We start from the raw sequence: 24181 nt of genomic DNA, 5'->3' as shown, positions 1-24181 counted from the left end.
CGGGCGAGAAGCTCGCACAAGCTTGGAGTGAAACAGTGACGCCGAAGAAGACCGACGAGCCGGAGGCCGACGACGAACTGGGTGTCCTCGACGAGACCCCATCCATCGACACCACCAGCCTCGGCATCCTCGGCGGCACGGCGCAGGTGAGCGTCAGCCTGCCCGCGGAGGAGGACGACGACCTCGTGGACGACGGCGTCGTCGACGGCGAGATCCCCACCGACCTCATCATCGACACCTCCGCGGTCGCGGACCCGGACACGATTGCGCGCATCCAGCAGGAGACGCCCGAGATCGTGATCGAACTCCCGGCAGGTGCGGACGAGGCAGCAACGGATGCCGGGTCCGCGCCGGTCGACGAGGACGAAGCCGAGGTCGAAACCGAGGCCGAGGTCGAAACCGAGGCCGAAGTCCAAGCCGTCAAGGCTGAAGCCGTCGATCCCGAGGACGCTGCGGCGGAGGGCGCCGGTCCTGCGGCCCGGTCCGCGGACGACGCGCCCACGGATGCCGAAGACGGTCGTCTCGAGGTCGCGCACGACGCCGCGGACGCCGAGGGCGCCGAGGTCGAGGACGAGGACGAGGGCGCCGGGCTCGAAGACGAGGACGCCGAGGTCGAGGACGCCGAGGTCGAGGACGCCGAGGTCGAGGACGTCGAGGTCGAGGACGAGGGCGCCGGGCTCGAGGCCGAGGCTGCCGAGGACGCGGACCTCGAGGACGACGCTGCCGAAGACGCGGACCTCGAGGGCGACGGCGCCGAGCTCGAGGCTCAGGGTGCCGAGGACGCGGAGCCGGAGGAGGAAGGCGCCGAGCTCGAGGAGGAGGACGTCGAGGTCGAGGACGCCGGGTTCGCGGGCGACGAGGTGGAGCTGCGGGAACGCGCGGACGAGGACGTCGACGACGTGGCCGAGTTCGACGACGCGGATCTCGAAGACGCCGAGGACGCCGACATCGACACCGCCGGCGCGCCGGCAGCCGGCATCCGCTCCGTCCCATCGCCGGCCGCCGCATCTCTGTCCGCGACGCCTGACGAGCGGCACACCGCCGAGCGGCAGACCATCGCCGACGGGCTCGCCGCGGCGAGAGCCGCCGTCGCGGCGGCCGCGGCCCGCAGGCCCGGCACCCCGACCCAGGAGGAGCGACCCGTGGACACCGACGATCGTCCGAATGCGCCGCGCGCGGCATCCGAAGTCCCCGCGCGCGAGGTGACGCTCACGGCCAAGCGTCTCGAGGACCTCGGCGATACCTCGCGGGAGAGCGCCGACCTGCTCACCGCCGACCGCCTGCTCGATCCGCACCGCGTGGCGAAGCCCGAACCCGAGGGACCCTGGAGCCGCCTGCTCTACACCCTCTCCGGCCGGCGCATCAACATCGGCGACGGCAAGCGCGTCAAGGCCCGCAAGGAGCTCACCGCCCGCATCGCGGCGCCGCTGACCGGAACCGCCCGCTTCGTGCCCGTGCTCTCGCGCAAGGGCGGCGTCGGCAAGACCACGGTCACCGCCCTGCTCGGCATGGCGCTCGCCGACGCCCGCGACGACCGGGTGGTCGCCATCGACGCGAACCCCGACCGCGGCACGCTCGCCGAGCGCGTCGTCGGAACGCACCACGGCAGTTCGGTGCGCGACGTGGTCCGCATCCAGGACGACATCCGCGGCTTCCACGACATCTCCGCGATCGTCGCGCGCGACGAGACGCGCCTCGACGTGATCGCCTCGGACACCGACCCGCACGTCTCCGAGGCGTTCGGCGATGCCGACTACCGTGACGTCGCCGCCGTCGCCGCGCAGTACTACTCGCTCGTGATCACCGATTCCGGCACCGGCATCGTGCACTCCGTGATGGGCGCGATGCTCGACCTCGCCGACCAGCTCGTGATCGTGTCCGGGCTCAGCGTGGACGAGGCGCGGCTGGCGTCCGAGACGCTCACCTGGCTCGAGACCAACGGGCGCACCGAGCTCGCCCGGCAGGCGATCGTCGTGCTCAATCAGTCCACGCCCGGATCCCCGCTGGTGCGGCTGAACGAGCTGGAGACGCACTTCGCCACCCGCGCGAAGCACGTCGTCAGGATCCCCTACGACCCGCAGATCGCCGGCGGGGGAGCGATCGACTTCCAGAGCCTGCAGCCGGAGACCCGGCGTGCGGCTCGTGAGCTCGCGGCCCGCCTGGTCGAGGGCCTGCGGGAGGCGGCGCGATGACGGTCCGCGAGATCCGCCTGTATGGCGACCCCGTCCTGCGCACCGTGTGCGCGCCGATCGAGGAGATCGACGAGGGCGTGCGCGCTCTCATCGCCGATCTGCTCGACACCGTCGCGGTGCCCGGGCGCGCGGGCGTCGCTGCCAACCAGATCGGGGTGGCGCAGCGGGCGTTCAGCTACAACATCGACGGCGACATCGGGTACGTGATCAACCCGGTCCTCACCGAGGTGCGCGGCGAGCCGGTGCCGACCGGGGAGGGATGCCTCTCGGTCCCCGGGCTCTGGCACGACACGCCGCGGCATCCGTGGGCGCGGGTCGAGGGCATCGATCTGGACGGGAATCCGGTCGTGCTCGAGGGGGAGGGGCTGCTGGCCCAGGCCCTGCAGCACGAGACCGACCATCTCGATGGCACGGTGTACCTGTCCCGCCTCCAGGGGGAGACGCGCCGGCTGGCGATGCGCCAGGTGCGCGAGAGCGACTGGTTCTGACACGGGCACCCGGTCGTCGAACGGGTGTAGCGCTCATCCGTCTCGCGGGCGCAGCCCCACCTGGTCGTTGAGCGAGCGTCAGCCGAGGGAGACGTTGGTGGTCTGCACCGGCTCGTCGTAGATGCGGTCGATCTCGTCGGCGAAGTCGCTGAGGATCACGTTCCGCTTGATCGACATCTTCGGGGTGAGGTGTCCGCTGGCCTCGGTCCATTCGATCGGCAGGATGGTGAACTTCCGGATCGACTCCGCGCGCGAGACGGCCTTGTTCGCGTGGTCCACGGCTCGCTGCACCTCGGCCCGCACGGTCTCGTTCTTCGCGGCCTCGGCGAGCGGCATGTCTGCCGGCAGCCCGTTGTTAGCCAGCCAGGTCGGCAGCATCTCCGGGTCGAGGGTGATCAGCGCGGAGATGAACGGGCGCTGGTCGCCGACGACCACGACCTGGCCGACGATGGGGTTGGAGCGGATCGGGTCCTCCAGCGCGGCCGGGGCGACGTTCTTGCCGCCGGCGGTGACGATGATCTCCTTCTTCCGCCCGGTGATGGTGAGGAACCCTTCGGTGTCGATGCTGCCGATGTCGCCGGTGCGGAACCAGCCGTCGTGGAAGGCGGCCTCGGTGGCCTCCGGGTTCTTCCAGTACTCCTTGAAGACGTTGATGCCGCGCACCTCGATCTCGCCGTCCTCGGCGAGACGGATGCCGACGCCCGGCAGCGCCGGGCCGACCGTGCCGATCTTCGACTTGTCGGCGAGGTTGACGGTGGCCGGCGCCGTGGTCTCGGTGAGGCCGTAGCCCTCGAGGATCACCACGCCGAGGCTGTGGAAGAAGTGACCGAGCCGCGGTCCGAGGGGAGCCGAGCCCGACACCGCGTACACGACGTTGCCGCCCATCGCGTGGCGCAGCTTGGCGTACACGAGCTTGTCGAACAGGGCGAACTTCAGCTTCAGGCCGAGGGGGATCTTCTTCCCCTCCTCGCGCAGCTGGGAGTGCTCCACCGCGACGGCGGCCGCGGCGCGGAAGATCTTGCCCTTGCCGGCCGCCTCGGCCTTCTGCTCCGCGGAGTTGTACACCTTCTCGAACACGCGCGGGACGGCGAGCAGGAACGTCGGTTTGAAGCTGCCGAGCGCCGGGAGCAGCTGCTTGGTGTCGGGCTGGTGCCCGGTGCGCACGCCGGCGTGCACGTTGAGGATCGAGATGAAGCGGGCGAACACGTGCGCGGTGGTGATGAACAGCAGCGTCGAGGCGCCCGGCGTCGCCACGACGGCGTCCAGAGCCTTGGCGGCGTTGCGGGTCAGCTCCACGAAGTTGCTGTGCGTGAGCACACACCCCTTGGGGCGCCCGGTCGAGCCGGACGTGTAGATGAGCGTCGCGATGTCCGAACCGACGGCGAGGCTGCGGCGCCGCTCGATCTCGGCATCCTCCACCTCCGCTCCGCGTGCGGTGAGGGTGTCGATCATGCCGAGGTGCAGCTGCCACACCTCGCGGATCAGGGGGAGGTCGCCGCGCACCTCGTCCACCCGCGCGTAGTGGTCGGCGGACTCGACGATGAGGCCGACCGCACCGGAGTCCTCGAGGATCCACTGGATCTGCGCCGGGGAGCTGGTCTCGTAGATCGGGACCATGACCGCGCCGGCGTAGAACAGCGCGAAGTCGACCAGCGTCCACTCGTAGGTGGTGCGGGCGAGGAAGCCGATCTTGTCGCCGGGCTGCACGCCGGCCGCGACGAATCCCTTCGCCAGGGCGACCACGGCGGTGCGGAAGTCCGCGGCGCTGATGTCGCGCCAGCCGTCGCCCTCCGGCACGGCGAACAGGGCACGGTCCGGCGTGGACTCGACGCGCTTCTCGAGCAGATCGGTGATGTTGGCCTCGGGGTCGGCAGGGACGATCGCGGGGACTTCGAACTGGACCACGGCAGCTCCTTCGGTACCGGACGGGCGGCTATGCACTGAGTCTAGGCCATGGGATTCAGTCGCACAGAATGTGGAACTGGGTCGCGCAGGCATCCGCGGCGCTAGACTGCAAGGCGATGTTCTACTGGCTGATGAAGTACATCGTGCTCGGGCCCCTGATCAAGGCGGTCTTCCGCCCCTGGATCGTGGGTCGTGAGAACGTGCCCGCGACCGGGGCCGCCATCCTTGCCAGCAATCATCTGTCCTTCTCGGACTCGATCTTCCTTCCGCTCATGATCGATCGCCCGATGTCGTTCCTCGCGAAGAGCGACTACTTCACCGGCCGCGGACTGAAGGGCTGGGCGACCCGCTTCTTCATGAAGGCGACGGGCCAGCTGCCCATCGACCGCTCCGGCGGCAAGGCATCCGAGGCCTCTCTCAACACCGGCCTGCAGGTCCTGGGCCGCGGCCACCTGCTCGGGATCTACCCGGAGGGGACGCGCAGCCCGGACGGCAAGCTGTACCGCGGACGCACCGGCATCGCACGCATGGCGCTGGAGGCGCACGTGCCGGTGATCCCGGTGATCATGGTCGACACCGACACGGCGATGCCGATCGGGCAGCGCATCCCGAAGGTGATGCGCGTCGGCGTGGTGATCGGGGAGCCGCTCGACTTCTCGCGCTACGCCGGCATGGAGAACGACCGGTACATCCTCCGCTCGGTCACCGACGAGATCATGGTGGCGCTGCAGCGCCTCGGCGCGCAGGAGTACGAGGACGTGTACGCGTCGACGGTGAAGGATCGCCTCCCGGTGCGCGCGGGCAGGCGCCGCTGAGCCGCCTCCGAACGGGCGTCACAGCGCGATCGGCACCTCCGGACCCGCACTAAGCTGAGAGGATGCTTCCCTCGCACCCTGACCTCGACGCGTGGCGATCCCTCCCCATCAAGCAGCAGCCCCAGTGGCCCGACGCCGAGCGCGTCTCCGAGATCTCCGCGCAGATCGCGGCGCTGCCCCCGCTGGTGTTCGCCGGTGAGGTGGACCACCTCCGCGACCGGCTGGCCCGCGCGGCATCAGGGAAGGCGTTCCTGCTGCAGGGCGGCGACTGCGCCGAGACCTTCGCCGGCGCCACCGCCGACCAGATCCGCAACCGCATCAAGACGGTGCTGCAGATGGCGGTCGTGCTCACCTACGGCGCCTCGATGCCCGTGGTGAAGATGGGGCGCATGGCCGGGCAGTTCGCCAAGCCGCGCTCCAGCGCCACCGAGACCCGCGGCGACGTCACGCTGCCGGCCTACCGCGGCGACATCGTCAACGGCTACGACTTCACCGAGCAGTCCCGGCAGGCCGACCCTTCGCGCCTGCTGCAGGGCTACCACACCGCGGCATCCACCCTGAACCTCATCCGCGCGTTCACCCAGGGCGGCTTCGCCGACCTCCGCGAGGTGCACTCGTGGAACAAGGGCTTCGCGCAGAACCCGGCCAACCAGCGCTACGAGCGCATGGCCGCCGAGATCGACCGCGCCATCCAGTTCATGGAGGCCGCGGGCGCCGACTTCGACGAGCTCAAGCGCGTCGAGTTCTACACCGGGCACGAGGGTCTGCTGATGGACTACGAGCGCCCGATGACCCGGATCGACTCGCGCACCAACACGCCCTACAACACCTCCGCGCACTTCCTCTGGATCGGGGAGCGCACGCGCGACCTCGACGGTGCGCACGTGGACTACTTCTCCCGCATCCGGAACCCGATCGGGGTCAAGCTGGGCCCGACCACCACGCCGGAGACCGCGCTCGCCCTCATCGACAAGCTCGATCCCGAGCGCGAGCCCGGCCGGCTCACCTTCATCACCCGCATGGGCGCCGGCAAGATCCGCGACGCGCTGCCGCCGCTGCTCGAGGCCGTGAAGGACTCGGGTGCCAACCCGCTGTGGGTCACCGACCCGATGCACGGCAACGGCATCACCACGCCGACGGGGTACAAGACCCGGCGGTTCGACGATGTCATCGACGAGGTGCGCGGCTTCTTCGAGGCCCACCGCGCCGTGGGCACGTACCCGGGCGGCATCCACGTCGAGCTCACCGGTGACGACGTCACCGAGTGTCTGGGCGGCTCCGAGCAGATCGACGAGGCCGGCCTGGCGACGCGCTACGAGAGCCTGTGCGACCCGCGCCTGAACCACATGCAGAGCCTCGAGCTCGCCTTCCTCGTCGCGGAGGAGCTCGAGAAGCGCTAGGTAGTCCCCTTCCGGTCGTTGAGCGAGCACCGCCGGAGGCGGAGCGAGACGAAACGCACTGTTGCGCCGGTCGGTCGGTGACCGGTCGTGGGGTGCGGATGCTTTGACGCGCTCAGCATCCGGGGCGGGGCGTTTCGTCTCGGTCGCGCTGCGCGCGTCCTCGCTCAACGACCGGAAGCGTGGCATCCGTTCGGGGGGCGTTTCGTCTCGGTCGCGCTGTGCTGGGTCAGCCGCTGAGCTGGATGGTCAGCTTCACGGTGCCGCCGCGGGGGAGGGAGGCATCCGAGCCCGGGTCCTGCGCGGTGACCTGGGCGAGATCGGCGAATCCAGGCAGGTCGCCCCAGGCGGCGTAGGTCGCCGTGAAGCCGTGCTCCTCGAGCTCGGCCTTCGCCTGCGCGAGCGTCTGACCGGTCACGTCGGGCACCGGGAAGAGCTCCGGGCCCTTGGACACGATGAGGGTCACCGTGTCGCCGAGACGCCAGTTGCCCTCCTCGGCGCGGTCCGCGACGCCGATCACGATGCCCTTGTCGAGCTCGTCGCTGAAGGCGTACTGCGGCTCCGACGATACCTGCAGATCGTGCTCGGTGAGCGTGCGCGTCGCCTCCTCCACCGACATCCCGGACACATCGGGGAACGCGCCCACCGAGACGTACAGCTCCACGCTGTCGGCCTCGAACAGGTCGCACCCCTCGCCGCATCCGTACGCCTCCCCGCCCGCGCGCGGCGTGACGAACGCGTTGATCACGGTGTCGCGGTCCGCGCGCGAGAACATCCGCAGCGACTCCTCGGCCACGGTGACGTTCAGGCTCGCCAGGTACTCCCGCGCCTCCGTCTCGGTCTTCCCGTTCAGCGGCTCGACGGTGTGCGCGGCAGGTCCGGCCGAGACCACCACCGTGACCTCCGCGCCCTGGTCGAGGCGCTCCCCCTCGCCGGGCTGCGAGCGGATCGCGATCCCGGCCGGCACCTCGACGGAGTTCTCCTCCGCGCGCGCCGGGATGAACCCGTCCTCCTCCAGCGCGGCCGCCGCCTCCTCGTAGGTCATCCCGGCGACCGCCGGAACCGCCACCAGCGATCCCGGCCCGGAGCCGAACCACCAGCCCACGCCGCCGGCGAGCACCGCCAGCAGCAGCACGAGCGAGAGCAGGAACGCACCGCGCGCCCGGCGCCGTGCGGTGCGCCGGCGCAGCAGCGTGGCGTTGTCCGCGTCGGCGAGAGGTGCCTCGCCGGTCTGCCGCCCGATCACCGCCGTGGCCCCGGGGAGCACGGTGGTGACCGCGCCCGAGTCGAGACCGCCGCCGCCGTGCGCCGTGGTGGTCGTCACCACCGGCGTCACGCCGATCTCGCGCTCGATCTCGCGCAGCCGGTCGAGCATCTCCTGCGCATCCGAGGGGCGCTCGTCGGGGGACTTCTCGGTCGCCCACAGCACGAGCTCGTCGAGGGCCTCCGGCACCCCGGGATTGCGGATGCTGGGGCGCGGCACCTGCTCGGTGGCGTGCTGGAACGCGATCTGCATGGGCTGCTCGCCCTTGTACGGCTGCTCCCCGACGAGCATCTCGTACAGCATGATGCCCAGCGCGTAGATGTCGCTGCGGGCATCCGCCGTGCCGCGGGTGACGAGCTCGGGCGCGAGGTACGCGATCGTGCCGAGCAGCTGCTGACCGGTGGCGGTGTTCGCCGTGGTCGCGCGGGCGAGCCCGAAGTCGCCGATCTTGATGCGGCCGTCCTCGGCAAGCAGCACGTTCTCCGGCTTCACGTCGCGGTGCACGATGCCGGCGCGGTGCGCGGCGGCGAGCCCGGCCAGCACGGCGTCCATGATCGTGATGGTCTGCGTGACCGTGAGACGCTTCTGCTCCTTGAGCAGTTCGCGCAGCGTGATGCCGGGCAGGTACTCCATCACCAGGTACGCGAGCTCGCCGTCCTGACCCTGGTCGAAGACGTTCACGACGTGCGGGTCGGCGAGGCGGGCCGCGGCGCGGGCCTCCTGGATGAACCGGCTTTGGAACGCCGAGTCATCGCTGAGGTGCGCGTGCATGACCTTCAGGGCGATGCGGCGCTCGAGACGCATGTCGGTGGCGACATACACGGTGGCCATGCCGCCGCGGGCGATGCGCGCTCGCACCCGGTAACGGCCGTCGACAAGCCGCCCGATGAGGGGGTCGGCCTGCTGATTGGTCGTCACAGGGAGAGTCTATGAACAAGCGCCTGTGAGCCCCGGCAACGGCTCACCGCTGCAAGGTTTCGATCCGGTGACGGATGCCCGGGTTCAGCTGAGACCGGCCAGCCACTGGTGCGCCTGCTGCTCCCACTGTCCGTAGCGGTCCGGGTAGGCGGAGATCTGCACGGCCTGTGCCGCCTCGCTGAAGCCCATCTCGTGCCAGCCGCTGAGATCGCGCAGGCCGCGCGAGGCGTGGCCGTTCGGGTCGCCGGAGCCGCCGTAGAACACGCGGGTGCTGCGGTCGGCGTCCAGGATCTGCTCGGGCGTGCCCCAGCCCTGGCTGGGCCGCTGCTGGAACAGGCCCAGCGAGTCGCGGTCGCCGTAGTCGAGGTTCCGCAGCGACGATTCCACCATCGCCGTGGCGAGGGCGATCGCGATGCCGCGGTCGGGCACGCCGAGCTCCCGGCCGATGCGGATGATCAGCGAGGCGTTGGCCGCCTGCTCCGCATCGAGGGTCGCGAAGCGCTGCGCGTTCGGCGGGGGAGTGAGTCGCAGCGTCTGGCCCGGGTAGATGATCGCGCCCTCGCCGAGTCCGTTGGCGGCCAGGAGGGTCGCCACCGTGGTGCCGTGCTTCGCGGCGATCCCGAACAGCGTGTCGCCCGCGACGACGGTGTGCGTGTCGGCGGGCGTGGCCGGTGCGGGGGCGGCCGCCGGCGCGGGGGTCGACGCGGCGACGGGGACGGGAGCGGCCCCGCCGATGCGGAGCTGCTGGCCCGGGTAGATGATCGCGTCGGGGCCGAGGCCGTTGGCGGCGATGATCGCGGCGACCGACGTGCCGTGGGCGCGAGCGATCCCGTACACCGTGTCGCCGGGGGCGACGGTGTACGAGGCGGGCGCCGCCGAGGTCGGCGCCAGGCGAGCGGCGTGGTGCGGGAGGGCGGCGGTCGCGGGGGACGGGTGCTGCGCCGGGCGCGGCAGCGACGCCGCGGGCACCGCGAGCGGCCCGGTCTCGGCCCCCGCCGGCGCGGCGGTCAGGGTCGCGGCGAGCGTGCCGATCACGGCGGCCGGCAGCCCGACCCGCAGACCGTGCTCGCGGATGGTCCGGTGGCGAAGTATCACGGATTCCCCCTTGCTTCTCACTCACGACACGCTGGCACGGCTGTAAACAGTTGTCAACAGGAGTGACGCGTGTGACTGATGTGACGGATGCGTGGTGACGACGCCGTCGGCCCGGGATGAGCGGCGCGCGCGGAGGTGAGATAGTGGGCTCGTGCCTGAGAACGACCCTGTTCCTGAGAACGACTTTGTTTCTGAGAACGACCCTGTTTCCGAGAACGATCCCGTGTCCGACAGCGACGCCGTGCAGTGGCTCACCGTCCCCGAGGTCGCGGAGGCGCTGGGTGTCACCCCCGGACGTGTCCGCCGCCTGCTCGACGAGCACTACCTCGTCGGATCCCGCCGTCACGGCCCGCTCGCCGTGCCCGCCATCTTCCTCGTCGACGACGGCCCGCTGCCGTCCCTGCGCGGCACGATCATCGCGCTGCACGACGCCGGCTTCGACGACGACGAGGTGATCGATTGGCTCCTCGCCGAGGAGGACACCCTCGGCCGCACGCCGATCGCGGCGCTGCTCGCGGGGCACAAGAGCGAGGTACGCCGGGTCGCCCGGACCCTCGCCTGAGCCCCTCGTAGCGACATCCGCGTGGTCAGGACGTCCGCGTGGTCGCGGCGTGGGCGAGCCGCCGCAGCTCCTCGAGAGCGGATGCCTCGAGTGCGACGCCCTCCCGTGCGGCATCGTCCAGGGCGGCATCCGCAGCGGCGACGTAGTCGGCGATCATCGCCTCGACGCGCTGGAGCGCTCCGCTGGAGCGGATGGCGTCCTGCATCCGCTCCACCTGTGCCGGGTCGAGCCCGGGATCGCCGAGCGCGGCGTCCAGGGCGGCCCGGTCCGCGCCGGAGAGCCGCTGCCGGGTGAGCGCCACCAGCACGGTGCGCTTGCCCTCGCGCAGATCGTCCCCGGCCGGCTTCCCGGTGAGCGCCTCGTCGCCGAACACTCCGAGCACGTCGTCGCGCAGCTGGAAGGCCATCCCGATCGGATGCCCGAAGGCGCGCAGCGCGTCGCGCTGCCCGGCATCCGCCTCTGCCAGCGCGGCGCCGAGCAGGAGCGGCTGCTCCACGCTGTAGCGCGCCGACTTCAGGGAGGCCACCCGCAGCGCGCGCTCCAGGTGCATCTCGTCGGTGTGCGCGCTCCACGCCGACTCCTCGGCGATGTCCAGCATCTGCCCGACCGTGACGTCCCGGCGCATCCGCGCGTACTCCGCCCGCACCGCGGCGGCCTGCGGATGCCCCGAGATCGCCTGCTCCATCAGATCGTCGCTCCAGGCCACCAGCAGATCGCCGAGCAGGACCGCGGAGGCGCGCCCGAAGGACTCGGCGTCGCCGTCCCAGCCCTCCCGCCGGTGCGCGGACTCCAGCGCCCGGTGCGTGGCGGGCCGGCCCCGGCGGGTGTCGGAGTTGTCGATCAGGTCGTCGTGCACCAGCGCCGCGGACTGGAAGACCTCCAGGGATGCGGCCAGATCCCACAGCGCCGCCGGTTCGGTCGCCTCGGCGGAGCGGGCGCGGGCGACGGCCGCCCATCCGCTGTGGCAGAAGCGGGCGCGGAGCCGCTTGCCGCCCTCGAGCGTCGCGGCGGCGGACTCCATGAACAGGGCCGCATCCGGACCGTACTGGGCACCGTCCGCACGCACGTCGGAGACGAAGGCGGCGAGGTGCGCGGAGACCGCGTCGATGACCGGAGAGGAGGGCACGATTCCCAGCCTAGATGCAGGTATCCAGGGGCTCTCCGGCTAGCCGCTGCTTCCGAACGAGCGTAGACTGGAAGGACTGACCCGAGGGGGACGGACATGCCTCTTTCCGAACAGGAGCAGCGTCTGCTCGACGAGATGGAACGCCATCTCCTCCAGAACGATGCCGATGTCGTGAGCGCGCCATCCGGGGACCGTGCGCTGAGCTACCGGAACCTCGTCTACGGCGCCCTTCTGCTGCTCGCAGGCATCGGCGGACTCATCGCGGCGGTCGCCCTCGGCGGCCGGCTGGGACCCGTCGCCAGCATCGTCGTCGGCGTGCTGGCCTTCCTCGCGATGCTGGCGGGCGTCATGCTCGCCTTCACCCCGGTGCGGCGCTCCGCGTCCGGTGCCTCGGGATCCGATCCGTCCCGCGGGCGCGGCCCGAAGCCGAAGGGCTCGGGCTCGTTCATGGACCGGCTGAACGACCGCTGGGATCGGCGCCAAGAGGAGCGCTGAGCCCACCCCGTCACGAAGACCCGGATGCTGAGCATCCGGGTTTCGTCGTTTCCGGAGGGGTCGGGATCCTCCGCAAGCGTCGCCTGCGGTCCTCCTCCCCGCCCCCTCCACCCGCCCTCCACTGCGCCTCCAGTGCGCTCCACCCCCGTGATTCCGCGGAATCACGGGGGTTCTCTGCGTCCGGGGCGCGATCCGGCTCCAGAAAGTGGCGCGCGACCGTAGGAAAGTGGAGGGAAGTGGAGTAAAGTGGGGTGCACCTCGAGTCAGGCCGGAGCACAGAGGGGGTGATGGCCGATGTTGCTGGGGACGCACACGCCGAAACTCGACGACAAAGGGCGTGTCATCCTCCCCGCGAAGTTCCGTGAGGACCTGGCCGGCGGCATCGTCGTCACTCGAGGTCAGGAGCGCTGCCTGTATGTGTTCAGCACGGCCGAGTTCGAGGCCGTGCACGAACGGATCCGGCAGGCGCCCCTGAGCAACAAGCAGGCCCGTGACTTCCTGCGGCTGTTCCTCTCCGGCGCGAGCGCCGAGATGCCGGACAGCCAGAACCGGATCACCATCCCCGCCCACCTCCGGCAGTACGCGGGGCTGGAGAAGGAGCTGGTGGTCACCGGAGTCGGCGCCCACGCCGAGATCTGGGATGCCGCGGCCTGGAACGCGTACCTGGAGAGCAACGAAGAGACCTATGCCGAGCTGGAGGAGGAGGTGATCCCGGGCTTGTTCTGACCACGGCTGTGATGCCTCGCCGCTCCGCCCCGACACACTTCCCCGGTGCCGGGTCGAGCGGAGAGGAATCAGAGCCGGAGGTCCCCGGAAGAGAGATGAACCTCCGCGACATCCACACCCCGGTCCTCCTCGAGCGCTGCATCGAGCTGCTCGGCCCCGCCCTGAACCGCGACGGCGCCGTCCTCGTCGACGCCACACTCGGCATGGGCGGCCACGCCGAGGCGTTCCTGGAGCGCTTCCCCGGCATCCGCCTCATCGGCCTGGACCGCGACACGGACGCGCTGCGCATCGCGGGGGAGCGGCTGTCGCCCTTCGCCGACCGCATCGCTCTCGTGCACGCCGTGTACGACGAGATCGGCCTGCACGCGCAGGGCGCCTCGGCGATCCTCTTCGACCTCGGCGTCTCCTCGCTGCAGCTGGACGAGGCCGAGCGCGGCTTCGCGTACGCCAAGGACGCCCCGCTCGACATGCGGATGGACCAGACCCGCGGGATGACCGCCGCGCAGGTGCTCGCCGAGTACAGCGAGGGGCAGCTGCGCCGCATCTTCGAACGCTACGGCGAGGAGAAGCTCGCGGCACGGTACGCCCGGTTCATCGTCCAGGCCCGCACCGAGAAGCCCATCACCCGGTCGGGCGAGCTGGTCGACCTGCTCGTGGCAGCCACCCCGGCCGCCGCGCAACGGGCCGGCCACCCCGCCAAGCGCGTCTTCCAGGCGCTGCGCATCGAGGTCAACGCCGAGCTCAGCGTCCTCGCCGACGCGATCCCGGCCGCGATGGACGCCCTCGCCGTGGGCGGTCGCATCGCGGTGATGTCCTACCAGTCGCTCGAGGACCGGCTCGTCAAGCAGGCCTTCGCCGCGGCATCCGCCTCGACCGCGCCCGCCGGGCTCCCGGTCGAGCTGCCCGAGCACGCCCCCCGGTTCCGCACCCTGACCAAGGGCGCCGAGCAGGCGAGCGACGAAGAGCGCGCCCGCAACCCGCGCGCCATCCCGGTGCGGCTGCGCGCCGCCGAGAAGCTGAGGGAGAAGCCATGAGCCTCCAGGCGCTGCGCGCGCAGCCGCGGACGGAGCCGATCGCGGCCCCGGTCCGCCGACTGCAGGCCGTCCCCGAGCCCGACCGCCGCCGGCGGCCGAAGCTCGCCTACGCCCTGCTCGCCGTCGGCGGCGCGCTCGCGATCGGGGCGGCGCAGATGGGCCTGTCCCTCGCCGCCACGCAGGACTCGTTCGTGCTCGCCGAGCTCACCGCGCAGCAGCGCGCGCTGACCCTGGAGAAGCAGGCCCTCAGTGAGGAGATCGTCGCGCTCAGCTCGCCGCAGTCGCTGGCCAGCAAGGCGGATGCCCTGGGTCTCGTCGTCGCCGGCTCCGCCTCCTACCTGCGCCTCAGCGACGGTGTGATACTGGGGGCGAGCCAGAGCGCCGACGGCCGGTCCACCGTGAACCCGAACGGGCCCAGTGCGGTGGGCAACGCGCTGCTGGCGCCCGAAGGGGCGCTGGTGGGCTCCGGGGAGATCGCCGACTCGACGGCCCAGGACGTGCAGGGCCCGATCGCCCCGCCCGCCCTCAGCGACGGACTGCCCACCCCCACGACCCGCTAGCCATCACCCGGACGGAGACCGCAGCATGACGACACGAGCAACGCGCGGCCCCCGCCGCCGCACCGTCGCCGCCCTCGCCGTCATCCTCGCCGTGCTGTCCGCCTTCATCGTCCGCCTCGTCGACATCCAGGTGGTCCGTGCCGATGAGCACGTGGCCGACTCCCTCAGCGTCGGCCAGCTCGGCTCGACCCAGACGATCGCCGGCGCGCGCGGCGACATCGTCGACGAGAAGGGGACCGTGCTGGCCTCGAGCGCATTCGTCTACGACGCCGAGCTCGACCCGCTGGTGATCACGCAGCTCGAGGAGGACGAGGAGCATCGGCCGGACCTGCCCTGGGCCGAGGCCAGCGACCGGATCGCCGACGTCATCGGCAAGAGCGGCGACGAGGTGCGCGCGCTCGTCGCGGACGCGCTCGTCGCCAACCCGCAGTCGCGCTGGGTGCAGCTGGCCCGCGGCCTGTCCACGCAGCAGTACCTCGATCTGCGCGAGCTCGGCCTGCCCTACCTGCACATGCCGCCCCGCTCGGTGCGGGTGTACCCGAACGGCGCGGTCGCGGGGAACATGATCGGCTTCCTGAACGGGGAGGGCGAGGCGCAGTACGGCGTCGAGCGCCTCGAGGCCGAATGCCTGGCGCCCACCAACGGCGAGCGGTCGTTCCTTCGCGGCAAGGACGGGGTGATCATCCCTGGAAGCGAGCGCGTCACGCCCGCGGTCGACGGCGGCACGGTGAAGCTCACGATCGACAGCGACCTGAACTGGTACCTGCAGCAGATGATCGCCGAGGAGGCGCAGCTGCAGGGCGCGAAGGGCGCGACCGTCACCGTCGTCGAGGCGGAGACCGGCAAGATCCGCGCCGCCGCGGAGTACCCCGCGGTCGACCCGAACGACATCGAGGCGGTCGACCCGGCGCACTGGAGGTCGCAGATTTTCTCCGACGCGTACGAGCCCGGTTCGACGTTCAAGGCGATCACGGCCGCCGCTCTCATCGACCAGGGCGCCGCCACGCCGCTGTCGACGGTGTCGGCCGCCGACCGCGAGGTCTTCCCGAACGGCGCGGTCATCAACGACCCCTTCCGCCACGGCGTCTCTCAGTACACGCTGGCCGGGGCGCTCATCGACTCGTCCAACGTGTCGATGTCCAAGTTCGGCACCATGGTGGCGCCCGAGGTGCGCGGCGAGTACCTGGAGCGGTTCGGGGTCGGCCGGCCCACCGCGGTCGGCTTCCCCTTCGAGGAGGAGGGGATGCTCACCGACCCGCTCCGCTGGGACAACCAGACCCTCTACACCAGCACCTTCGGGCAGGGCGCCTACACGATCACGATGGCGCAGCTCGCCGGCGCGTACCAGGCTCTCGCCAATGACGGCGAGAAGATCGACCTGTCCCTCGTCGAGTCGTGCACCGGTGCCGACGGAACCGTCACGGAGGCCGCCGATCCCGGTCGCGAGCGGGTCGTCTCCGCCGACACCGCGGCTCAGCTGCGGCGGATGCTGGAGAACGTGGCCGTCCAGGGCGGTCTGAACGAGCAGGTGCAGATCCCGGGGTACCGGGTCGGGCTGAAGACCGGCACCGCGCAGAAGACCGACGGCAACGGCGGATACAAGGCCGGGGTGTACTACACCAGCATGGTCGGCATGGCGCCGATCGAGGATCCGAAGTACATCGTCGTGGTGAGCATGGACGAGCCGACTAGGCTGAGGTCTTCCGCGGCGACCGCGTCGGCCTTCCAGAAGGCGATGACCCAGGTGCTGAAGACCTACCGGATCGCCCCGTCCTCGCAGCCGATGGACGAACCGCTTCCCAAATTCGATTGAGCCGGCCCTCCGCCGCGCATGGAGACACGATGATCGCCCTGTCGCTCGCCGAGATCGCCGCCATCCTCGGCGGTGAGCTGCGCCCCACGGCCGGAGACACCCCTGAGACGGTGGTCGACGGTCCCGTCGACACCGATTCCCGCACGATGGTCCCCGGCGCGATCTTCGTCGCCAAGCCGGGGGAGACCACCGACGGCCACCGGTTCGTCCCCGAAGCGGCCGCCGCCGGCGCGGTCCTCGCGGTCGTCGAGCGCCCCGTCGACGCCGACGTGTCGCAGATCGTCGTGCCGGATGCCGTCGCCGCCCTCGCCGACCTCGCCCGGGCCGTCGTCGCGCGGGTCCGCGCGCAGGGCGACCTGCGGATCGTCGGCATCACCGGATCCAACGGCAAGACCACGACCAAGAACTTCCTCGCCCGCATCCTGCAGGACGAGGGAGAGACCGTCGCACCGATCAAGTCCTACAACAACGAGGTCGGCGCCCCGCTGACGATGCTGCGGGTGACGCCCACGACGCGCTTCCTGGTCAGCGAGTTCGGCGCCGCCGGCCCCGGCAGCATCGCCCGCCTCGCCGGCCTGGTCGAGCCCGATGTCGCCGTGGTGCTCATGGTCGGCCTGGCGCACGCCGGCGGGTTCGGCGGCATCGAGCTGACCGCGAAGGCGAAGTCCGAGCTCGTGCGGTCCGCCCGCCCGGGCGGCACGGCCGTGCTCAACCTGGACGACCCCCGCGTCGCCGCCATGCGCGCGATCGCCGAGGAGCGGGGCATGACCGTCGTCGGATTCGGGCAGGGACCCGCCGCCGACGTGCGCGCCCGCGACATCGAGGTGACGGCATCCGGCACGTCCTGCGTCGTCGAGACGGCGGGCGAGCGCCTGCCGCTGCGGTTGCAGGTGCTCGGCGCCCATCATGTGGCGAACGCCCTTGCGGCGATCGCCGCGGCCGGGGTGCTCGGCGTCCCCGCCGCGGATGCCATCGCGCGCCTGGAGACGGTCGAGCTGGCCGAACGCTGGCGGATGCAGCCGATGGGCAACGACCGGGTGCGCATCATCAACGACGCCTACAACGCCAGCCCGGACTCCATGGCGGCGGCGCTGCGCACCCTCGCCCAGATCACCGGGCCGGGGGAGCGCACGGTCGCCGTGCTCGGCGCGATGAGCGAGCTGGGGGACGCCGCCGGGGAGGAGCACGACCGGATCGGGCTGCTCGCGGTGCGCCTGAACATCCAGCGGATCGTCGTCGTGGGCCCCGAGGCCCGCCGCCTCTACCTCGCCGCCGTCGGCGAGGGCTCCTGGGACGGCGAGGCCGTCCACCTGCCCGACCAGGACGCAGCATTCGAGTACCTCCGGGCCGAGCTGCGCGACGGCGACCGGGTGCTGGTGAAGTCCTCCAACTCCGTCGGGCTCCGGCACCTCGGCGATCGTCTGGGAGAATTGTTCTCGTGAGGTCTCTGCTTATGGCGACGGCGATCTCCCTCGCCTTCTCGCTCTTTCTGACCCCCGTCTTCCTGAAGCTGTTCCGCAGGCTCGGCTGGGGGCAGGTGATCCGCACCCCTGAGGACATCGCCAACCCGAGCCACGGCGCCAAGCGCGGCACCCCCACCATGGGCGGCCTCATCTTCATTCTCGGCACCATCGTCGGCTACCTCGTGGGCGTCTTCGTCGGCGGCAGCACGCCGGCGCTGTCCGCGATCCTCGTGCTCTGGCTCATGCTCGGCTTCGGGGTCGTCGGCTTCATCGACGACTACATGAAAGTGCGCAGCCAGCGCAGCCTCGGCCTCTCCGGATGGCGCAAGATCATCGGCCAGCTGCTGGTGATCATCCCGTTCGGCGTGGTCGCGCTGAACTTCCCCAACCGGTGGGGGCAGTACCCGGCATCCAGCCACGTGTCGCTGTTCCGCGACATCCCGTGGCTCGACCTCATGCTCATCGGCGGCCCGATCCTGGGCTGGGTGCTCTACCTGATCTGGATCTCCGTGATCGGCGTGGCCACCTCCAACAGCGTGAACCTGACCGACGGCCTGGACGGCCTCGCCGCCGGCGCCGGCGTGTTCGTCGTCGGCGCGTACAGCCTGATCGCGTTCTGGCAGTTCAAGCAGTCCTGCATCGGCGCCTCCATCGCCGGATGCTACGAGGTGCGCGAACCGCTCAACCTCGCCACCGTCGCCGCCGCCTTCGCCGGTGGCCTGGTCGGGTTCCTGTGGTGGAACGCGCCGAAGGCGAAGGTGTTCATGGGCGACGTCGGCTCCATGGCCATCGGCGGCGTCATCACCGCGATGGCGATCCTCACCCGCACCGAGCTGCTCCTGTTCGTCATCGCCGGCATCTTCGTGATCTCCTCCGGCTCGGTGATCCTGCAGCGGCTGTACTTCAAGGTCACCCGCGGCAAGCGGCTGTTCCTGATGAGCCCGTTCCACCACCACCTCGAGATGCGCGGCTGGCCGGAGGTCACCATCGTCGTCCGACTGTGGATCATCGCGGGCCTGCTCGCCGTCTCCGCGGTCGGGCTGTTCTACGTCGACTGGCTGATCCTGATCCACGCATGAGCGCCGACCGTCTGGACCGGCTCACCTCGTGGCACGCCGACTGGTCCGGCCTGCGGGTGGCCGTGCTCGGCCTGTCCGTCACCGGCTTCTCCGTCGCCGACACGCTCACCGAGCTCGGCGCCGAGGTGCTCGTGCTCTCGGAGTCCGCGAGCGATGAGTACGAGCGGCTCGTCCCGGTGATCGGAGCACGGCTCGAGCTCGGCGCCCTCGACGAAGTGCCGCAGGCGCTGCGCGCGTTCGACCCCGAGGTGGTCATCGCCTCGCCGGGGTTCCCGCCCTCGCACCCGGTCATCCGCTGGACGCAGGATGCCGGGATCGCGCTCTGGGGCGACGTCGAGCTCGCCTGGCGCGTGCGCGACAAGGTCGTCCGCCCGGACGGCACGCCCGCCGAGTGGATGCTCATCACCGGCACGAACGGCAAGACGACGACCACCCAGCTCACCGCGACCCTGATGTCCGAGGGCGGGCTGCGGGTCGCACCGTGCGGCAACATCGGCGTTCCCGTCCTGGACGCGGTCCGCGACCCCTCCGGCTTCGACGTCCTCGTCGTCGAGCTGTCCAGCCACCAGCTCTGGTACATCGGGCAGTCCAGCCCGGCCGGCGAGCTCGTGCCGTACGCATCCGTCTGCCTCAACCTCGCCGACGACCACCTGGTCTGGCACGGCAGCGCGCAGGCGTATCGCGACGCGAAGGCCGTGGTGTACCGCAACACGCGCGTCGCGTGCGTGTACAACAAGGCGGATGCCGCGACCATGCGCATGGTGGAGGAGGCCGATGTCGTCGAGGGCGCCCGCGCCATCGGCTTCGATCTCGGCAGCCCCGGCCCCAGCGAGGTCGGCATCGTGGACGGCATCCTCGTCGACCGCGCCTTCCTCGACGACCGCCGGCACCGCGCCATCGAGCTCACCACCCTCGAGGAGCTCCGCCGTGCCGGGCTGTCGGCGCCGCACATCGTGCAGAACATCCTCGCCGCCTCCGCGCTGGCGCGCTCCTTCGACGTCGCGCCGGAGGCCATCCACCGTGCCCTCGCCGGCTTCCGCCTGGACGCGCACCGCATCGAGCTGGTGGCCGAGCACCGCGGCATCCGCTGGATCGACGACTCGAAGGCGACCAACCCGCACGCGGCGGCGTCCTCGCTGCGCGCCTACCCGGGCGCGGTCTGGGTGGTCGGCGGCGATCTGAAGGGCGTGGACCTGTCCGAGGTGGTCGCGGATCCCGGCGGCACGGCGCGTGCCGCGATCGTGATCGGCGTGGACCGGGAGCCGGTGCTCACGGCATTCCGGCGACACGCGCCGCACGTGCCGGTGTACGAGGTCGACGCTGGCGACACTGGAGATGTCATGGCCCGTGTCGTGGAGCTCGCGACGGGGATCGCCGGTGACGAGGGCACGGTCCTCCTGGCCCCCGCCGCGGCATCCTTCGATCAGTTCCACAGCTACGCGGACCGTGGACGCCGCTTCGCCGAGGCGGTGCGGCAGTGGATCGAGCGGGGGAGTGCGGATGACGCAGACGGCTCGCCCGCCTCGCCCTGACGGCGCCGGGCTCGCCGCCCGGGTGTCGCTCGGGCGGCTGTTCACGCCGGTGTCGACCGAGTTCGTGCTGATCGCGTCCACGGCGCTGATGCTCACCGTCTTCGGCCTGGTGATGGTGCTCTCCGCCACCAGCGCCAACGCGACCGCGCCGTTCGAGGGCGCGCTCAAGCAGGGCATGTTCGCGCTGCTCGGCATCCCGCTGATGTTCCTCGTCAGCCGCATCCCGATCGCGGTGTTGAAGCGGCTCGCGTGGCCGGCGCTGATCGGCGCGGTGATGCTGCAGCTGCTCGTGTTCGTCCCGGGGCTCGGCATCGAGTCCGGCGGCAACCGGAACTGGATCGGCCTGTTCGGGTTCACGCTGCAGCCCTCCGAGTTCCTCAAGCTCGCGCTGGCGCTCTGGGCCGCGTTCGTGCTGCTGCGCAAGCAGACCCGGCTCGGCATCTGGCACCACGTGTTCATCCCGGTCGTGCCGGTCTCGCTGCTCGCGATCGGCACGGTGATCGCGGGCAAGGACCTCGGCACCGCGATGGTGCTCATCCTCGTCGTCCTCGGCTGCCTGTTCTTCGCGGGCGTGAAGCTGCGGCTGTTCATCATCCCGGTGCTGCTCGGCATCGCCGCCGTCGCGTTCCTCGCGGTCGCCAGCCCCGACCGGATGCGGCGCATCCTCGCCGCCTGCGACGACATGTCGCTGTACGCGACCGACTGCTATCAGCCGATCCACGGCATCTGGGGCATGGCCAACGGCGGCGTCTTCGGCGTCGGGCTTGGCAACTCCCAGGAGAAGTACGGCTGGCTGCCCGCCGCCGCGAACGACTACATCTTCGCGATCATCGGCGAGGAGCTCGGGCTCATCGGGTGCGTGCTCGTGCTCGCCCTGTTCGGATGCTTCGCGGTGGGCGCCTTCCACATCATCCGCAAGACCGACGACCCGTTCGTCCGCGTCGCCACCGGCGGGATCGTGGTGTGGGTGATCGGGCAGGCGCTGATCAACATCGGCGTCGTGCTGCGGGTGTTCCCGGTGCTCGGCGTGCCGCTGCCGTTCATGTCGCAGGGCGGCACGGCGCTGCTGGCGGTGCTGATCGCGTGCGGCGTGCTGCTCGCCTTCGCCCGCACGATCCCCGCGGGCGGACGGGGTAGGGTCGCGGGGTGACCACCTACCTCCTCGCCGGCGGGGGCACCGCCGGCCATGTCAATCCGCTGCTCGCCGTCGCCGACGTGCTGCGCGAGCGCGAGGGCGCGTCCGTGCTCGTGCTGGGCACCCGGGAGGGGCTGGAGGCGCGTCTCGTGCCGGCCCGCGGATACGAGCTGCTGACGATCGAGAGGCTGCCGTTCCCGCGCCGTCCGAACCGCGCCGCGCTGGGTTTCCCGCTCCGGTTCCGGCGCGCGGTGGCGCAGGTGCGCCGGTACATCCGGGAGCGCGGGGTGGACGTCGTCGTCGGTTTCGGCGGCTACGCCTCGGCGCCGGCCTACATCGCGGCGGCGCGTGAGCGCATCCCGTTCGTGGTGCATGAGGCGAACGCGCGGCCTGGCCTGGCGAACGTGCTCGGCGCGCGCTGGGCGGCCGCCGTCGGTGTGGCCTTCGAGGGGACGCCGATCCGCAAGGCCGAGGTCGTCGGGATGCCGCTGCGCCGCGAGGTCGTCGACCTCGACCGTCGCGCCGCCCGCCCCGAGGCGGCCGCGGCGTTCGGGCTCCACCCGGACCGGCCCGTCCTCCTCGTCTTCGGCGGGTCGCTGGGAGCGCAGCGTCTGAACGAGGCCTTCGCCGACGCGTGGCGCGACGTGCTCGCGGCCGGATGGCAGCTGCTTCACGTCACCGGGGAGCGCAGCGACCTCGCCGACCCGGGGGCGCCGGGCTACGCGCTGCGGCGCTACGTGGACCGGATGGACCTCGCGTTCGCGCTGGCGGATGCCATCGTCTCCCGGGCCGGATCCGCGACCGTCAGCGAGGTCAGCGCCCTCGGCATCCCGGCGGTGTACGTGCCGTACGCGGTGGGCAACGGCGAGCAGCGGCTGAACGCCGCCTCGGCGGTCGCCGCGGGTGCCGCCATTCTCATCGACGACGCGGGCTTCGACGGCGACACCGTGCGCTCGCAGGTGATCCCGCTGCTGCAGGACCGGGAGCGGCTGGACGCCATGGCCGCCGCGGCCGCCCGGGTGGGCACCCGCACCGGCACCGAGAACGTCGTCGCCCTCGTCGACCGAGCCCTCGCCGCCTCCGGTCGTTGAGCGAGCGGCGCGACGAGAGACGCACCGACCCCGGGCGCCCGCGGCGTGCTCGCTCGGCGCCCCGAGATCGCGACGTAGACTGAACCAGCCATGATCAGACCCGACCTCACCCTCCCCATCCCCGAGCACATCACCGCCGCGCACTTCATCGGCATCGGCGGTTCGGGCATGAGCGGTCTCGCGCGGATGTTCCTCGATGCGGGCATCCGCGTGTCGGGTTCGGACCGTGCCGACAGCGACAATCTGCGCGCCCTCGCCGAAGCCGGCGCGACCGTGCACGTGGGCCACGACGCGGCCCACCTCGGCGATGCCGACACCGTCGTGCACACCGGCGCCATCTGGCCGGAGAACCCTGAGTTCGTCACCGCCAAGGAGCGCGGCCTGCACGTCATCCACCGCTCGCAGGCGCTGCACTGGCTGATCGGAGGGCGTCGCCTGGTCGCCGTGGCCGGCGCGCACGGCAAGACCACCTCGACCGGGATGCTGGTGATCGCCCTGCAGGCGCTCGGCGCCGACCCCAGCTTCGTGAACGGCGGGGTGATCGAGCAGCTGGGCACCTCCAGCGCCACCGGATCCGACGAGCTGTTCGTGATCGAGGCGGACGAGTCCGATGGCACGTTCCTGCTCTACGACACCGCGGTCGCGCTGATCACCAACGTCGACCCCGACCACCTCGACTTCTACGCCTCCGAGGACGCCTTCTACGACGCGTTCGTGCGTTTCGGGAACGAGGCCTCCGAAGCGGTCGTCATCTCCAGCGACGACCCGGGCGCGCAGCGCGTGCGCGCGGGCCTCAGCCACCGCGCCGTGGTGACGTTCGGCCAGGCGGAGGACGCCGACGTCCGGCTCACCGACGTCGCCACCGCGGGCGCCGCCGCCGCCACGCTCACGCACCGCGGCGAGTCCGTGCGGATGCAGCTCGCCGTCCCCGGCGCGCACAACGCGGTCAACGCCACCGGTGTCGTCGCCGTGCTGCTCACCCTCGGTCACGGGCTCCCCGACGCGGTCCGCGCCGTGGAGGGCTTCGCCGGCACGGTCCGCCGCCTCGAGCTGCACGGCGAGGAGCGCGGCGTGCGTGTGTACGACGACTACTCGCACCACCCCACCGAGGTGCGCGCCGCGCTGCAGGCGCTGCGCGGGCTCACCGGGGAGGGGCGCCTGATCGCGATCCAGCAGCCGCACACCTACTCGCGCACCCAGCACATGTACCGCGAGTTCGCGGAGGTGCTCGAGGAGTGCGCCGACCACACCGTCTTGCTCGACGTGTACGGCGCCCGCGAGGACCCGGTGCCCGGCGTGACCGGCGCGCTGGTCAGCGGCGCCTTCGCCGATCCGGCGCACGTGCACTACGTGCCGGAATGGCAGGAGGCGGCCGACTACACCGCGCGCATCGCGCGGGAGGGCGACGTGGTGGTCACCCTGGGCTGCGGGAACGTGTACCAGATCATCCCGCAGGTGCTCGACTCCCTTCGGCGCATCCCCGGGGCCTGA

At 71.3% G+C, this 24181-nt stretch carries 20 protein-coding genes; 16 read left to right on the top strand and 4 right to left on the bottom strand.

Annotated elements, in window-relative coordinates:
- Positions 1 to 35: 35 nt before the first annotated feature.
- Complete coding sequence (locus JRG78_RS12580; RefSeq protein ID WP_336297676.1) at positions 36 to 2192, top strand: MinD/ParA family ATP-binding protein; 2157 nt, start codon at positions 36 to 38, stop codon at positions 2190 to 2192.
- A complete protein-coding gene (def, locus tag JRG78_RS07975) occupies positions 2189 to 2680 on the top strand; it encodes a peptide deformylase (protein ID WP_259606193.1) in 492 nt (163 codons plus the stop codon). Before JRG78_RS12580 ends, def begins: the two co-directional genes overlap by 4 nt.
- A gap of 78 nt (positions 2681 to 2758) precedes the next feature.
- On the opposite strand, the gene JRG78_RS07970 is transcribed toward def, so the two are convergent.
- Positions 2759 to 4585, bottom strand: coding sequence for an AMP-dependent synthetase/ligase (locus JRG78_RS07970; protein WP_259606192.1), 1827 nt, complete (start codon positions 4583 to 4585; stop codon positions 2759 to 2761).
- 116 nt (positions 4586 to 4701) lie between these two features.
- On the opposite strand from JRG78_RS07970, the gene JRG78_RS07965 reads away from it, so the two are divergent.
- Both JRG78_RS07965 and JRG78_RS07960 read left to right on the top strand, forming a co-directional pair.
- Complete coding sequence (locus JRG78_RS07965; protein ID WP_259608163.1) at positions 4702 to 5400, top strand: lysophospholipid acyltransferase family protein; 699 nt, start codon at positions 4702 to 4704, stop codon at positions 5398 to 5400.
- A 62-nt stretch (positions 5401 to 5462) separates the two neighbouring features.
- The gene (locus tag JRG78_RS07960) at positions 5463 to 6800 is read left to right on the top strand and encodes a class II 3-deoxy-7-phosphoheptulonate synthase (protein WP_259606191.1); all 1338 of its coding nucleotides are present in this window, start codon (positions 5463 to 5465) and stop codon (positions 6798 to 6800) included.
- Between the two features lie 226 nt (positions 6801 to 7026).
- On the opposite strand, the gene pknB is transcribed toward JRG78_RS07960, so the two are convergent.
- The gene (pknB, locus tag JRG78_RS07955; protein WP_259606190.1) at positions 7027 to 8979 is read right to left on the bottom strand and encodes a Stk1 family PASTA domain-containing Ser/Thr kinase; all 1953 of its coding nucleotides are present in this window, start codon (positions 8977 to 8979) and stop codon (positions 7027 to 7029) included.
- Positions 8980 to 9063: 84 nt separating this feature from the next.
- Positions 9064 to 10074: a LysM peptidoglycan-binding domain-containing protein gene (locus JRG78_RS07950; RefSeq protein ID WP_259606189.1), complete on the bottom strand. Its 1011-nt coding sequence runs from the start codon at positions 10072 to 10074 to the stop codon at positions 9064 to 9066.
- Positions 10075 to 10297: 223 nt separating this feature from the next.
- Between JRG78_RS07950 and JRG78_RS07945 the strand changes: the two genes are divergently transcribed.
- Positions 10298 to 10636 carry an Rv2175c family DNA-binding protein gene (locus JRG78_RS07945; RefSeq protein ID WP_259606188.1) on the top strand — a complete coding sequence of 113 codons (339 nt, stop codon included), beginning with the start codon at positions 10298 to 10300 and terminating at the stop codon, positions 10634 to 10636.
- 25 nt (positions 10637 to 10661) lie between these two features.
- Here JRG78_RS07945 and JRG78_RS07940 read toward each other — a convergent pair whose 3' ends face one another.
- A complete protein-coding gene (locus tag JRG78_RS07940; protein ID WP_272653803.1) occupies positions 10662 to 11765 on the bottom strand; it encodes a polyprenyl synthetase family protein in 1104 nt (367 codons plus the stop codon).
- Positions 11766 to 11858: 93 nt separating this feature from the next.
- Between JRG78_RS07940 and JRG78_RS07935 the strand changes: the two genes are divergently transcribed.
- The 11 genes from JRG78_RS07935 (at position 11859) to murC (ending at position 24181) form a co-directional block, all read left to right on the top strand.
- Positions 11859 to 12257: a DUF3040 domain-containing protein gene (locus JRG78_RS07935; protein ID WP_259606187.1), complete on the top strand. Its 399-nt coding sequence runs from the start codon at positions 11859 to 11861 to the stop codon at positions 12255 to 12257.
- 294 nt (positions 12258 to 12551) lie between these two features.
- Entirely contained in the window at positions 12552 to 12983 is a 432-nt protein-coding gene (gene mraZ, locus JRG78_RS07930; protein ID WP_259606186.1) for a division/cell wall cluster transcriptional repressor MraZ, read from the top strand.
- A gap of 95 nt (positions 12984 to 13078) precedes the next feature.
- Complete coding sequence (gene rsmH / locus JRG78_RS07925; RefSeq protein WP_259606185.1) at positions 13079 to 14017, top strand: 16S rRNA (cytosine(1402)-N(4))-methyltransferase RsmH; 939 nt, start codon at positions 13079 to 13081, stop codon at positions 14015 to 14017.
- Positions 14014 to 14577, top strand: coding sequence for a hypothetical protein (locus JRG78_RS07920; RefSeq protein ID WP_259606184.1), 564 nt, complete (start codon positions 14014 to 14016; stop codon positions 14575 to 14577). Before rsmH ends, JRG78_RS07920 begins: the two co-directional genes overlap by 4 nt.
- Before the next feature lie 25 nt (positions 14578 to 14602).
- Positions 14603 to 16390: a peptidoglycan D,D-transpeptidase FtsI family protein gene (locus tag JRG78_RS07915; RefSeq protein WP_259606183.1), complete on the top strand. Its 1788-nt coding sequence runs from the start codon at positions 14603 to 14605 to the stop codon at positions 16388 to 16390.
- A 29-nt stretch (positions 16391 to 16419) separates the two neighbouring features.
- Positions 16420 to 17832 (top strand): UDP-N-acetylmuramoyl-tripeptide--D-alanyl-D-alanine ligase, encoded by a 1413-nt coding sequence (locus JRG78_RS07910; protein WP_259606182.1) that lies wholly within the window; start codon positions 16420 to 16422, stop codon positions 17830 to 17832.
- Positions 17829 to 18932 (top strand): phospho-N-acetylmuramoyl-pentapeptide-transferase, encoded by a 1104-nt coding sequence (gene mraY, locus JRG78_RS07905; RefSeq protein WP_259606181.1) that lies wholly within the window; start codon positions 17829 to 17831, stop codon positions 18930 to 18932. Before JRG78_RS07910 ends, mraY begins: the two co-directional genes overlap by 4 nt.
- The gene (gene murD, locus JRG78_RS07900; RefSeq protein WP_259606180.1) at positions 18929 to 20464 is read left to right on the top strand and encodes a UDP-N-acetylmuramoyl-L-alanine--D-glutamate ligase; all 1536 of its coding nucleotides are present in this window, start codon (positions 18929 to 18931) and stop codon (positions 20462 to 20464) included. The genes mraY and murD overlap by 4 nt, the downstream gene beginning before the upstream one ends.
- Complete coding sequence (gene ftsW / locus JRG78_RS07895; RefSeq protein WP_272653268.1) at positions 20433 to 21614, top strand: putative lipid II flippase FtsW; 1182 nt, start codon at positions 20433 to 20435, stop codon at positions 21612 to 21614. The genes murD and ftsW overlap by 32 nt, the downstream gene beginning before the upstream one ends.
- Positions 21611 to 22690: a UDP-N-acetylglucosamine--N-acetylmuramyl-(pentapeptide) pyrophosphoryl-undecaprenol N-acetylglucosamine transferase gene (locus JRG78_RS07890; protein WP_259606178.1), complete on the top strand. Its 1080-nt coding sequence runs from the start codon at positions 21611 to 21613 to the stop codon at positions 22688 to 22690. Before ftsW ends, JRG78_RS07890 begins: the two co-directional genes overlap by 4 nt.
- 90 nt (positions 22691 to 22780) lie before the next feature.
- Positions 22781 to 24181: a UDP-N-acetylmuramate--L-alanine ligase gene (gene murC, locus JRG78_RS07885; RefSeq protein ID WP_272653267.1), complete on the top strand. Its 1401-nt coding sequence runs from the start codon at positions 22781 to 22783 to the stop codon at positions 24179 to 24181.

The sequence above is a fragment of the Microbacterium sp. EF45047 genome (assembly GCF_028472845.1).
GTDB lineage: Bacteria > Actinomycetota > Actinomycetes > Actinomycetales > Microbacteriaceae > Microbacterium > Microbacterium neungamense.
This window is presented reverse-complemented; position numbering and strand designations above follow the sequence as displayed.

What these genes read in the sequence shown, in the direction of transcription:
- def (WP_259606193.1), top strand. Translation starts at nt 2,189, where the DNA reads ATGACGGTCCGCGAGATCCGCCTGTATGGCGACCCCGTCCTGCGCACC.
- JRG78_RS07965 (WP_259608163.1), top strand. Translation starts at nt 4,702, where the DNA reads ATGTTCTACTGGCTGATGAAGTACATCGTGCTCGGGCCCCTGATCAAG.
- JRG78_RS07960 (WP_259606191.1), top strand. Translation starts at nt 5,463, where the DNA reads ATGCTTCCCTCGCACCCTGACCTCGACGCGTGGCGATCCCTCCCCATC.
- JRG78_RS07935 (WP_259606187.1), top strand. Translation starts at nt 11,859, where the DNA reads ATGCCTCTTTCCGAACAGGAGCAGCGTCTGCTCGACGAGATGGAACGC.
- mraZ (WP_259606186.1), top strand. Translation starts at nt 12,552, where the DNA reads ATGTTGCTGGGGACGCACACGCCGAAACTCGACGACAAAGGGCGTGTC.
- rsmH (WP_259606185.1), top strand. Translation starts at nt 13,079, where the DNA reads ATGAACCTCCGCGACATCCACACCCCGGTCCTCCTCGAGCGCTGCATC.
- JRG78_RS07920 (WP_259606184.1), top strand. Translation starts at nt 14,014, where the DNA reads ATGAGCCTCCAGGCGCTGCGCGCGCAGCCGCGGACGGAGCCGATCGCG.
- JRG78_RS07915 (WP_259606183.1), top strand. Translation starts at nt 14,603, where the DNA reads ATGACGACACGAGCAACGCGCGGCCCCCGCCGCCGCACCGTCGCCGCC.
- JRG78_RS07910 (WP_259606182.1), top strand. Translation starts at nt 16,420, where the DNA reads ATGATCGCCCTGTCGCTCGCCGAGATCGCCGCCATCCTCGGCGGTGAG.
- murD (WP_259606180.1), top strand. Translation starts at nt 18,929, where the DNA reads ATGAGCGCCGACCGTCTGGACCGGCTCACCTCGTGGCACGCCGACTGG.
- ftsW (WP_272653268.1), top strand. Translation starts at nt 20,433, where the DNA reads ATGACGCAGACGGCTCGCCCGCCTCGCCCTGACGGCGCCGGGCTCGCC.
- murC (WP_272653267.1), top strand. Translation starts at nt 22,781, where the DNA reads ATGATCAGACCCGACCTCACCCTCCCCATCCCCGAGCACATCACCGCC.